Genomic DNA, 11,697 nt, shown 5'->3' with positions numbered 1-11,697 from the left:
ACCGCGTTCGCCAGAGCCCACGGCATCGCACCCGCCAGCAGCGCCACCGCACCGCTGGAGAGCACCCCGACACCCCCACCGCACACCACGAACCGTACGAAGGAGACGAACGCCCCGGGAGCGGCCACGCCCATTGCTTCGGTGCTCGTGTTGCTGCTCATGCTGCTTCCGATCTGCTCGCCCCGAACGGGTAACGCTCGTAAGGCTACGAGTGTTAGGTCGGCAATTCAAGGGGCGGTGGGTATTGGTTTTCACTTGTAAGGTGACGGGTGAGAGGCGAGGTGAGTGGCCCTGCATGGTCCATCCCGCAGCGGTAGTTTCCGCGCGCGCTAGCTACTCACCTGTCACGTGATCCGAAGCGACTGACGGTTCGCTGTAGGTGATCACGACTGGCGCGTTTGCCTTGGCCCGTGCGCGGGCCGACGACGCCGCGAACCCCAGCCCACCGTCGAAGCCGAGGGCGAGTGTCCAGTCGCCGTTCTCGCCCGGAACGCTGAAGGCGCCCGCGACGTAGGACTCGTCCCAGTAGTCGTAGCCCGTTTCGGCGCGGTGGGCGTCGTCCGCCTCGATCAGCCCGGCCGTGCCCGCCCCGGTGCCGCACGGTTCCGCCTCCATCGCGCGCAACACCTCGCGCGTGGCCCGCCCCTGAATCAGGGTCAGGGTGTATCCGCTCTGCATCATGTGGCGGAAGAGCGGCGAGGTGCGGATCCAGGCGTAGTCGTGCGCGGTCACCAAGTTCATACGGCTCAGTGTGTCCGATGCCTCTGACAACGGGACCAGTCCTGGCCCGGCATCAGAACCTGTGGTTGATCACCTGTTCCCGCATCAGGTTTCCCAGTTCCGTGGCCGACAGCGGGTGCAGCGTGTTCAGGAGGCTGTGCAGGGCGGATTCGTCCAGCATCTGGCTTGAGACCTCGACCTCCGCATCCGTCAACTCACCCCGACCCGCCACAAGATCAATTGTCAGGCGAGTCCATGTCCCGATCGGGCACGATGTTCCGCACGAAGAGACTCAGCCGGTACGTAGTCGGCTGCGTCAGGCGCCCGCAGAACGTGTCCATCCGTGCTGAAGCCCAGTCGATCTGCTTGTCCGACGCTCGGAGGCGGCGAATGTACGTGCGCCACTCCGGCTCGTCCTGGGTCTCGAAAAGCACTTCCCAACGCCCTGCCTCCGGCGCGAAGTGGTCAGCAGCCCGTCGTCTCTCGTCCTGGTGCTGACGTCTTCTCTTGCTCTGCCCCGGCATCGGCCCAGCATCGCGGGCCGTGATCGCCACGGCAAGGCGACTGCCTACCGCCCCAGGGCTCGTTCAGGGTGACCGCGTACGCGATCCGGTCGAGGAGGATGCCGTGGGAGTGGACGCCGATGAACGTGTCATCCGTCCGAACGCGGCGACCGCCGGCTGAACGGCGTACCTGGTGGGCCGGCGCCACTCGCTACGACCGCACCCTTCCCGTGAACGCTCCGACTCCTGCCGGCCAGCCGTCACCCTTGCCCCGCTACCGATGAGAGCGGGGCCTGTCGGGTGCTCCGGCTACTTCATGGCCTCGTAGCCGTGATGGAACAGCGTGGAGAAGCTTGTGAACTTTCGCAGGTCACCGTACTTCGGTGTGAACACGTACGCGGTCCACTCGCCGTCCGGTCCGAGGTCCGTCGGGTCGAGCAGCCAGACGTCCTCGCCTCCGGCGATCTCTATGGACCGGCGGAACAGGTCCACGTATTCGGCGTTGTCGAACTCCTCGCTGTAGAGCCGAATGAGGCTCGCACCCGCCCCGGTGTCCCGCATCCACGCGATGCGCCCGCAGGGATACACGAGATCCACCCACCCGCTCACCCGCATCCAGCCGTCGCTCGTGAACAAGAATCCGCGGAGACTCGGCGGGAAGCGCACCTCGAGCCGTTCCTCGGCCGCTGCCACGGTCTCTTCCCGGGCCGGTTCCTCCCCCAACCACCGTTCAAGCCGCCCCCCTTCGTCCAGAACCTCCACCTCGTCCTCATCCAACAGATCGAAAATCTCTTGGTCGGAGGCACGGTTCCGCAGATACAGCTCGTCGTACCGCCCCAGGTAGTCGCGCCATGCCTCCGGCGTGGTCAACACAGCAGTGGCGGCCGGCTCGTTGGGCTCATGCATTTCACTCATGCCGCCGATCCTGCCAGTCGCCTATGACAACGGCTCCGAGCGAAGCTCCACCTTGCCTCGGAGGTCAACCTAGCCCCGGCAGGTGAGCACCGGCTGGTAGTACCCGTCGGCAGCCGGGCTGTGCCAGGTGATGTCGGTGAAGCCGGCTTCAGTCACGAAATCCGTCAGTTGCACGGACGTCAGCGCCCAGTACGTGCTCCGGCGGACTCGGACCCGCCAGGTGTTCTCGGCGGGGGTGAGCTGGAAGTGCTCCAGGTCGTAGCGCTCGCCGTCCTCATGCCATTGCCACAGCTGGAAAGTGATCACTTGGCCGTCCGGTGTCTCGGAGACCTGGGGAGGTGTCGCCGTGGGTCTGGTCCGGCGTGTCTCGTCGTAGGCGCGGACAGTGATCAGCAACAGTCCGTCGTCTCGGAGCACCCGTCTCATGTCGAGGAGTGCCGCCCGAATGTCTTGCGCGGAGAGCAGGTGCGGGAGCGAGTTGTCCGCGCAGACGACGACGTCGAATGACGCCTCCCTGAAGGGGAGTTGGCGCATGTCGGCCGCAACGGTAGGAACCCGGCGGCCCCGGACCGACGCTTCGGCGGCGGCGCGCGCGGCGGCGACGGGGCTCAGGTCGCTGCCGACGACCTGGTGCCCGGCCAGGGCCAGTCCGATGGCCTGGGTGCCGATCCCGCAGGAGCAGTCCAGGACGGTGTGGGGGCCTGTGCCGAGAGATGTGCGGACGAGCCCGCCCAGCACCTCGGCCTGGTAGGCCATGCTCGCGTCCCAGTCCCGGAACATCAGGTGGTAGTCGTCGGCCAACTCGTCGTAGAACTTCCGAACGGAGAACTCGGACACGTATCCCACCGTAGTGCGTGCCCGCCAGGGGTGACGAGCCGCTCACGCCGCAGCCGCAGCCGCAGCCGCCGTTGTCGTCGGACTTCGTGCGTCCCACCGGACCGTGACAGCCGAAGGCCCTCGTCAGCGGGTGTCGATTTGCCCTGGAGTGCACTCGAAGGTGTTCGCTGGAGTCAGAGGGCCCGCTCTGTCATGCGTAACGGCATGGCGGCGCGGGCTCGGGCGACGAGTTTCCTGAGGAGCATGGCATGACGCAGAAGATCTGGTTCATCACCGGTGCCTCACGCGGATTCGGGCGCGAGTGGGCGATCGCCGCGCTGGAACGCGGCGACTCCGTGGCCGCGACGGCACGCGACCTGTCCACGTTGGACGAACTCGTCGAGACGTACGGGGAGCGATTCCTGCCCCTGCAGCTCGACGTCACGGACCGCGAGGCCGACTTCGCCGCCGTGCGGCAGGCGCACGAGCGGTTCGGCAGGCTCGACGTGGTGGTCAACAACGCCGGCTACGGCCACTTCGGCATGGTGGAGGAGCTCTCCGAGTCGGAGGCCCGCGCACAGCTGGAGACCAACCTCTTCGGGGCCCTGTGGGTCACCCAGGCGGCCCTGCCGTTCCTGCGTGAGCAGGGCAGCGGTCACATCCTGCAGGTCTCCTCCATCGGCGGGATCAGCGCGTTCCCGCTGGTCGGCATCTACCACGCGTCGAAGTGGGCGCTTGAGGGGATCAGTCAGGCGCTCGCCCAGGAGGTCGCGCCGTTCGGGATCAAGGTCACCCTGATCGAGCCCGGCGGGTTCGCCACCGACTGGGCCGGCTCCTCGTCGAGCACGTCCGAGCCGCTGCCGGCGTACGCGGAGTTCCACAAGCAGGTGCAGGAGCAGCGCCGCAAGCGGGTCGGCACCCCCGGCGACCCGAATGCGTCCGCTGCCGCCGTGCTGGAGATCGTGGACGCCGACGAGCCGCCGCTGCGCTGCTTCTTCGGCACGGCACCGCTGGACATCGCCAAGGCGGACTACGAGGGACGGCTGGCGACGTGGGAGAAGTGGCAGCCGGTGGCGGAGCGGGCCCAGGGCTGAGGGGGCGGTCTGAGCCCCGGTCGGCCAGGGCGCAGGGGCTCTGGCCTTCCACAAGTGACACGTGCGACGGAGGCTGAGTTCTCTCCGGCTCCGTCACACAGCGTCCACGCCCGCTGACGGAGATCATCGATCTACTGGTGGGCCTGTTCATCCGTCTCGTACTGTGAGGTCGCTCGGTCAGGGGAACGATCTCGAAACAGGCGGGGTAACTCATGCGCAGCGCCAGCAAGTTGTTGATACCGGTTGCCGCCGTAGCAGTGCTGCTCGCAGTCTCGGGGTGTTCGGAGGACGAGAAGCCGGCCGCGGCCAAGGCTTCCCCGTCCGAGCTCGCTCGCTATACGGCCGCTCCCGGGTCCGCCACTCCGACGGGCAGCCCGACGACGGCCGCGTCCACGAAGTGCGTCAAGACGGCGGGCATGAGCGTGAAGCAGTTGACCGGCTATCTGGGGGAATTGCGCAGCAGTAGTGGCGCGTACCGGTCCCGAGGCCTGACCCTGGACTCCTCCGGCCTGAACTTCACTCCGGAAGCGGTCCAGCGGCCGTGCGAGGCAGTCAAGGTGAAGCTCGCCCACTACTGGGTGAACGTCGAGAAGACGAGGGACGAGACCGCCGTCACCCCCGCCCGCTATGAGTACCGGTACACGCTGATCGATACCGCCTCCTACAAGGCCGGACCGAAGGACGGCAGAGTTCCCGATACCGCGCCGCCGGGAGGAAACGGCTGCCAGGGCACGGTCTCGGTGACCTATCTCGGCGAAGACATTCCACCGGAATCCCTCCCGAACGACTTGGAGTTGACGGGTACGACAGCACCTGTCCCGGTCGAGGTGAACGGCGACGGGGTGCTGTCCGCGATCTACATCTCGCCCGTCGACGTGGAGTCCTGCTGAGCCCTCCGAGCTTGACTTCTCGGTCAGTGACCGCCCTTCCTGACGCCGCTGCCGCTGCCGCTGCCGCTGCCGCTGCCACCGTCGCGGTCGACGTCACCGCCACCGCCACCGCCACCGTCGCCGTCAACGGTGACGGCGTCGGGGTGGTCCTGGATGTACGCCCTGACGACCGACTCGAAGTCGTCGTCGGGGTGCAGGCCGAGTGCCGACGCGCGCGCGTTGTCGAACGAGGCGGGCCACGAGCCGACGATCGCCTCGATCGCGGAGTCGGGCGCGACGGTCACCAGGTCGGCCACGGCGTCGCCGGCCACCCGGCGCAGCGCGTCGAGCATGTCGGCCACCGTGACCGTGAGCGCCGGCAGATTGACCGGAAGCCTGCCTTCGAGAGACCCGGGGCCGTTGTCGCGTCCGGCCTCGGTGATGCGGAGGATGCCCTCGACGGTGCGCCGCGGTGAGGCCAGGGCGACGCGCAGGCCGGGGTCGACCGGGCAGGTGGCCGGGAGTCCGGCGAGGGGTTCGCGGATGATGCCGGACAGAAAGCCGGAGGCGGCCGCGTTCGGTGCGCCCGCCCGTACCGCGACGGTCATGAGGCGCGCCATGCGTCCGTCGACGAAGCCCCGGCGCGTGTACTCGGCGATCAACTGCTCACAGACGCGCTTCTGCGTTCCGTAACTCGACTGCGGCGTCGGCAGCGTCCACTCGTCGACCACGGGTGGCAGGGGTGCCGCGGGGTCGGAGCCGTACACCGCGATGCTGCTGGAGAAGACCACCCGGGGCGTCGGCCCGCCGGTGGCCGACTGGGCGCGGGCGGCATCGAGCAGTGCACGTGTCGTGTCCAGGTTGGCGGTCATGCCCAGGTCGAAGTCGCTCTCGCACTCGGCCGACACGGCGGACGCCAGATGGATGACCACGTCCACGGGCTCCCTGAAGACGTCGTCGAGGCGCTCGCGCAGGTCGCCCTGGACGACGTCGACCAGCGGGTGGTCCGCCAACGGCGTCGCGGCCGGCACGTACCGGTCGGCGAGCAGCAGGCGGTCGACGGGCGCACCGCACAGGGTCCGCCGTGCGAGCAGAACGTCGGCGACCTGCTGTCCCAGGAAGCCGAAGCCACCGGTGACGACGATCCTCATACGGTCCTCCTTGTCCGCCCTGCTCGCCCCGCTCGTCCCACCGGCCCCGCTCGTCCCGTCCCTGCTGGTCGTGCTGCCCGGTCTGCCAGGCTGCGCGCTCACCACCGCCGTACGAGATCGGGGTTGGCATCGAAGTAAGCTAAGGCTAGCCTTACTGCGTGTCGAAGAACCCGAAGTTGATGCCCCGGCAGCCCCAGCTGTTCCATTGCCATGTCGTACGGAGCGAGCGGTACACGTCCTCCATGCAACGGGTCACGGTCACCGGCCCCGACCTCTCCTCGTTCCCGTGGCAAGGCTACGACCAGTGGTTCCGGTTGTTCCTGCGGAAACCGCACCAGGAGCAGTTCGTTCTGCCGGAAATCGCCGGACCGGTCTGGTGGAAGCCGTTCCTCGCCACACCCGAGGACGAGCGGGCGCATTGCGCGAACTACACCGTGGCCGAATTCCGTCCCGACGCGGCGGAGCTCGACATCGACTTCGTCGTGCACTGCGGTCCGGGCGGCGAACCGGAGGGCGCCGCGGCGATCTGGGCCTGCGGAGTGGCCCCCGGCGAGGAACTCGCCCTCCTCGACCAGGGGTTGCTGTTCGACTGCCCCGACGACGCCTCCGAGGTACTGCTCGTCGCCGACGAGAGCGGTCTGCCCGCGACGGCCGGGATTCTGCGCTCCCTCCCGCGTGAAGCGGTCGGCCGTGTCATCCAGGAGATCCCGACCGCGGGTGACCGCCGTGACCTGGACGCCCCGGCCGGAATGAGCGTCACCTGGGTGGTGCGCGACGACCCGTCCGCGGTACCCGGCGCCGCCGCACTCGACGAGTTGCGCCGGCACGTGCCCGCCGGCCCGACGGGTTATGCCTTCGTCGTGGGGGAGTCGACCCTCGCCACCGAGGGCCGACGGCACCTGCACCGCTCGGGACTGCCGAAGTCGCGGATCACCTTCTCCGGCTTCTGGAAGCGCGAGACGCACGAGAAGGCCGCTGCCGCCGCCTGACCGGCAGCGCGTGCGCCTGGCCCGCCCCTGGGGTCCCGGCTCCCGGCGGGCGTCACTCGTCCGACGACCGGTGCAGGTGGAGGACGACCGCCGTTGTTCCGAGCGCCGGCACGGTGACCGGGACGGTTCCGCCCGGCTCCACGTCGATGGCGTACGGGTCCAGGCCCAGGTAGTTGGTGCGGAACGCCCGCTCGACGGCGAGCGGGGTGCCGACGTGGCAGGTGACCGGAGCGTCCGCCAGGGACTGCAGGCGGACCATGAGCCGTCCCTCACCGGGGACGGTCAGCCCGACGAGCCGCACCCGGGCGTCGTCCAGGGTCAGCAACCGTGTCTCCGCCGGTAGGTCCGCGTCGGCTCCGACGTGGGCCCCGGCGCGGGCGCGGACCGCTACCAGCGGATGGCTGGTGACGGCCGCGGTACGGACGGCCAGCCGCTCGCCGAGCCCTAGGGCGTGCTCGGCGTGATCGGCGTCCTCGGCGTTCTCGTCTGCCCCGGCGAAGGCGACGCTGTAGCGGAACGTGTGGTGGAACGCCTGCTGGGAGGGGAAGTTCGTGTCCCAGATGTTGTTGTGCACCCAGGAGAAGACAGTGCCCGGTTCCACCTGCGGCAGCGACTGGGGATAGGGCGCGTACGGGATCGCGATCCCGCCGAGCTGTACGAGCGGGGCGTCGGCCGTCGCCAGGACAGCGTGCTGGTCGGCGTCGCTCAGGCTGATCCAGCGGCGGATCGCCCGCATGTGGGTGGCGGACCCGGGCACGGTCTCCCGGTCGGTGCCGAGGACGCCGCCGGTGGCCTCCGTGCGCACGGTGGGGTCGTCCAGGGCGAACGGGAAGGCGAAGAAGGCGCTCTCCTTGGTGAGCGTCGCCGTCTTGTCGATGCGGTTCTCCACGTCGATACGGGCCGCGCCGTGCGGGAGATGCACCCTCACCCGGAGCCGGCGGGTCCCGGCCGGGGCGCACTCGTAGACGAGGGTCTGGCCGGTGGCGTCCGAGGTGCGGTCGACGAGTGCGGCGGGCGGAGCCGTGCTGCGCGAGGCGAGCAGGTGCATCGAGTCGTCGGCGACGGTCTTGCTGGACTGGTGGTTGAAGGCGCCGGCCGTGGCGTACTCGTCGTACACGTAACCGTTGAAGCCGATGACGGCGTCCTGCCGGACCAGCTCACGGCCGGTGCGCTTGTCGACGACGGAGCCGATGCACGCCTCACGCAGGTCGACGGTGACCCGCAGACGGTCGTTCTCCAGGACGGTCGGGTCCTCCGCGGACGAGCCCGCCGCCGACGAGCCCGCCCGGTCCTTCTCCCGGTCCTCCTCCCGCGAGGCAGAAGCAGGGGAAGCGGCAGCGGCACCGCCGGGCACGATGTCCAGGCGCAGCGACCCGCAAGCCGGTACGTCGGCGACCGGTACGTGCAGGAACCGCCCGGCCGCCCGGTGACGGTCGTTGCTCTGCGCCTCCTCCACGAACGGCAGGGACGCGCCGGTGCGGGCGTCCAGGACCTGGACCGCGTCGGCCAGGGCGACCGTGCTCTCCGGCAGGAAGAGCCGTGCCGTCTCCGTACGAGGCCAGCTGCAGGTGTTGACGACATGGAAGGCGGCCAACGCGTCGGCGGGCGCGGTGAACGCCTCACCGAGCAGCGCGGACGCGGCGTCCAGGAGCGTCTCCGCGTCGTCGTGGGCACGCATGGCCTGTGAGTACTTCCAGTGCCACTGCCGCTCCCCGGAACCGTGGCCGTGATCCCCGTGGGTCCATGGATCGCCGGCACCCCAGGTGTGCTCGTTGAAGAGCGAGGCCGCCCGGTAGACGGCCGGCGCCTTCGCCGTGACCGCTGTGCTGCCGGGTACGCCCAGCAGGTGCGCGTACCCGGCCACGGTCTGGGCCTCGGCGAGAGCCGCCTGGCCGCGGCGCGTGGCGGCGAGCGGGACGGCTCCGGCGCCGACCCCGTCCACCCACCAGTCGCTCCAGTCGCCCCGGTAGGTCTCCAGGCGGTCCCCGACGCGCTGCTCGGCGTCCGCGAAGAAGTCCTCGTTGCGGGAGGCCCGCAGCTGCGGGTAGGCCCACTGCTCGTTCCAGCGGCGTACCGTGTCGGCGATGATCCGGCGCGGCGGGCCGTTGTCCGCGAACTTGCCCAGCACGCGCAGGTGCAGGACGTCCCACGGATAGGGCTCGACGCCGGCGGTGGCGGCGGAGGTCGCGTCGAGGATGGGGAAGCCGGGAATCCCACGGCCCTCGTGCGGATGGGGGAACCGGGCCAGGGCGGACAGGTAGGCGGGCAGCAGGTCGTCGACGCTGTCGTAGGACTCGTCGAAACCGAGGATCGAGCCCTCCATGTACGCCAGACCGTGCGGTGTGTCCGTACGCCACACCAGGACGCTGTTGCCGCTCGGCGCCTCCCAGCGGAACAGCCGTGGCAGGTGTTCCCCGCCGACGAGGTGCGGGACGGCCCGCCCGGCCCAGTTGTGCGCCACGGACAGGTAGCGGATGCCGTTGTCCGCCAGGACGTCGGGCAGGCCGACCACCTGACCGGGCACGTCGGTCTGCATGGCCGTGGTGATGTCGATGCCGTGGCGGTCACGCAACTCCGTGACCGGGCGCAGCAGTTCGTGCAGTTCGTCGGTGGAACAGGTCTCCGTGTGGAGGTTGAACGGCATCGCCGTCAGTTCGACGCGCCCCTCGCGCACCCGGTCCAGGAAGTGCTGCACCTGGCGCGCCGGCCTGTTGGCGCTCCAGTCCTGGAAGGAGTGGAACCCTTCGACGGCCCAGCGGAACCGGGCGGGCTCCGGCCAGTCGTCGGTGTCCCGGCACAGTTCGAGCAGCGAGTCGAGGTAGGCGCGGGACTCGGCCATGACCCGGCCCTGCGGATCGGTGTAGCCGATGTCCAGGTGGGAGTGCTGCACCAGGTGCAGGGTCCAGTGGCGCTGCGGGCGCGCCTCGAAGTCGAGCCAGGTGCCTTCCGCCAGGTCCGGGAGTTCGATCCGCAGGGGAGTGGGCGCGTCCACCTCCGGCACCAGGACGCGGAGGTCCGTCCCGGGGCCGGAGAGGAGTTCGCTGCGGACGGCCGTACCACCGCCGGTGGTGACCCGGACCCTCGTGACGCGCGGCGCCCCGGCGCCGGCCGCCGCACCGGCACGATGCAGTCGCACCCGGATGGACTGCAGCAGTCCGCCGGAGCCGTCGTGGCGCAACAGGGGTTCGCCCGACAGGCGCACCTCCAGGTCACCCAGGCCGACGGTGGCGGTGACCACGCGGTCGCGCAGGATGTCGCGCGCGATGTCGGAGTCCCACCAGGACGGCCGGGTCAGCGGTGGCTTGGGCATGGTGCGTGATCATCCTTCGTTTCGGGAGGGCGGGAGCGCGGTCAGGATCGCGAGCCGGTGGTCACGGGGCCTGCTTCGGCGCGCCCCCGTGGCCACGCCGGTCGCCCTGGGCCAGGGTGGCGAAGATCTGCACCATGGCCGACTGGTTGAGGGTCGCGGCCGGTGCCTGCGGGTCGTAGTCACCGCCGTTCGACGGCTGGAAGCGGAACAGTCCGGTGGCGGTGTCCCTGTTGGTCCTGTACGTGCTGTCCGCGTAACCGCTCATGGCCTGCCGGTAGGCGGAGTGGGGGCGGACGGCGTCCAGATCGAGCAGATCCTTGAAGTAGAAGGCGTTGAACACGGCCGGCTGGTCGTGCAGACGGGTGCCCTGCGTCCAGTACGCGAGAGAGGCGTCGGCGTCGGTGACGGCCTTGGTCAGCCAGCCGGTTCTGCCGGTCCCGCGGTAGAGCGCGGTGGCCGTGCCGATCATGGCGCCCGAGTTGTACGTCCACAGCGTCTCGTTGGTGCTGCCGTCGTCGTTGCGGTCGTTGACGAACAGGCCCGGTGCCTTGCGCATGCACGAGGACACCCAGCCGTACCACTGCTCGGCCTTTTCGAGGTAGGCGCGCTGGTGGGTGTGCTCGTAGAGGCGGGCGGCGAGCTGGGCCGAGAGCGCGGTGACGTTGGTGGCCCGGATGTTGTTGTTGGGGGAGTCGACCCAGTCCATGCCGCCCGGACACGCCTTGCCGGTGTCGCCGTCCCAGGCGCGGGTCACGACGGGCACGACGCTCTCGGCCCGCTCCAGGAACGTGCGGTCGCCGGTGGACTCGTACTGGTCGAGCTGGCTCAGCGCGACCACGGCGTTGTCGTCGTAGTAGACGTCGCCGCCCGAACCGAGCGGCGCGGGCAGATACGACTGGTAGCCGGGCCGGTCGCCGCCGGCGAAGTACAGCTCGACCGTGTCGAAGCGCTCCGCCGCATCCGGGCGGAAGTTCCCTCCCGTGCGCGGGAGTTCCTGCATGTCGACGGCCGCCGCCGCGGCCTCGCGGAACGGCCACAGGTACGAGTGCGCCGGGTCGGCCGCCTGTCGCGGAGTGTGCTCCAGGTACAGACCGTGTTCGTCCCTGCCCTCGTACAGATGGGTCTGCAGGGCCTGGTACGCGGTGGTGGCTCGGTCGGCCCACAGGGACTGCGGCACGGGCCGGGGCCGGACGGGAGGGGCGGATCCGGCGTGTGCGGACCCGGCGTGTGCGGGGACGGCGGTCCAGAGCAGGCCCGCGCAGACGGCGGTCACGGTGGCACGGCGGAGCAGCGGTCGCGGCATGGTTCACCCTTCACGAGGAGGAGGTGG

The 11,697-nt window shown here is 69.8% G+C and carries 9 protein-coding genes; 3 read left to right on the top strand and 6 right to left on the bottom strand.

Annotated elements, in window-relative coordinates; translation table 11 throughout:
• Window positions 1-333: 333 nt before the first annotated feature.
• The 3 genes from ACFVH5_RS16445 to ACFVH5_RS16435 form a co-directional block, all read right to left on the bottom strand.
• Window positions 334-741, bottom strand: coding sequence for a DUF6461 domain-containing protein (locus ACFVH5_RS16445; RefSeq protein WP_385834373.1), 408 nt, complete (start codon window positions 739-741; stop codon window positions 334-336).
• Window positions 742-1,532: 791 nt separating this feature from the next.
• Window positions 1,533-2,138 (bottom strand): SMI1/KNR4 family protein, encoded by a 606-nt coding sequence (locus ACFVH5_RS16440; RefSeq protein ID WP_385834372.1) that lies wholly within the window; start codon window positions 2,136-2,138, stop codon window positions 1,533-1,535.
• A 69-nt stretch (window positions 2,139-2,207) separates the two neighbouring features.
• A complete protein-coding gene (locus ACFVH5_RS16435) occupies window positions 2,208-2,975 on the bottom strand; it encodes a class I SAM-dependent methyltransferase (protein ID WP_385834371.1) in 768 nt (255 codons plus the stop codon).
• A 248-nt stretch (window positions 2,976-3,223) separates the two neighbouring features.
• On the opposite strand from ACFVH5_RS16435, the gene ACFVH5_RS16430 reads away from it, so the two are divergent.
• Both ACFVH5_RS16430 and ACFVH5_RS16425 read left to right on the top strand, forming a co-directional pair.
• On the top strand, window positions 3,224-4,048 hold the full coding sequence (locus tag ACFVH5_RS16430; protein WP_385834369.1) for an SDR family oxidoreductase: 825 nt from the start codon (window positions 3,224-3,226) through the stop codon (window positions 4,046-4,048).
• Window positions 4,049-4,260: 212 nt separating this feature from the next.
• On the top strand, window positions 4,261-4,938 hold the full coding sequence (locus tag ACFVH5_RS16425) for a hypothetical protein (RefSeq protein WP_385834368.1): 678 nt from the start codon (window positions 4,261-4,263) through the stop codon (window positions 4,936-4,938).
• Window positions 4,939-4,961: 23 nt separating this feature from the next.
• Here the strand turns inward: ACFVH5_RS16425 and denD are convergent, their stop codons facing one another.
• Window positions 4,962-6,068, bottom strand: a complete 1,107-nt coding sequence (denD, locus tag ACFVH5_RS16420; protein WP_385834367.1) for a D-erythronate dehydrogenase — start codon at window positions 6,066-6,068, stop codon at window positions 4,962-4,964.
• A gap of 158 nt (window positions 6,069-6,226) precedes the next feature.
• Between denD and ACFVH5_RS16415 the strand changes: the two genes are divergently transcribed.
• On the top strand, window positions 6,227-7,057 hold the full coding sequence (locus ACFVH5_RS16415; RefSeq protein WP_384810363.1) for a siderophore-interacting protein: 831 nt from the start codon (window positions 6,227-6,229) through the stop codon (window positions 7,055-7,057).
• 52 nt (window positions 7,058-7,109) lie between these two features.
• Here the strand turns inward: ACFVH5_RS16415 and ACFVH5_RS16410 are convergent, their stop codons facing one another.
• Entirely contained in the window at window positions 7,110-10,367 is a 3,258-nt protein-coding gene (locus tag ACFVH5_RS16410) for a glycoside hydrolase family 38 C-terminal domain-containing protein (protein ID WP_385834365.1), read from the bottom strand.
• Window positions 10,368-10,428: 61 nt separating this feature from the next.
• Window positions 10,429-11,670 carry a glycoside hydrolase family 76 protein gene (locus ACFVH5_RS16405; RefSeq protein ID WP_385834364.1) on the bottom strand — a complete coding sequence of 414 codons (1,242 nt, stop codon included), beginning with the start codon at window positions 11,668-11,670 and terminating at the stop codon, window positions 10,429-10,431.
• Between the last annotated feature and the right edge of the window lie 27 nt (window positions 11,671-11,697).

Source organism: Streptomyces sp. NPDC127119 (assembly GCF_042677425.1).
Lineage (GTDB): Bacteria > Actinomycetota > Actinomycetes > Streptomycetales > Streptomycetaceae > Streptomyces.
Note: the sequence above shows the minus strand (reverse complement) of the source record. Positions and strands in the feature narration are given on the sequence as shown.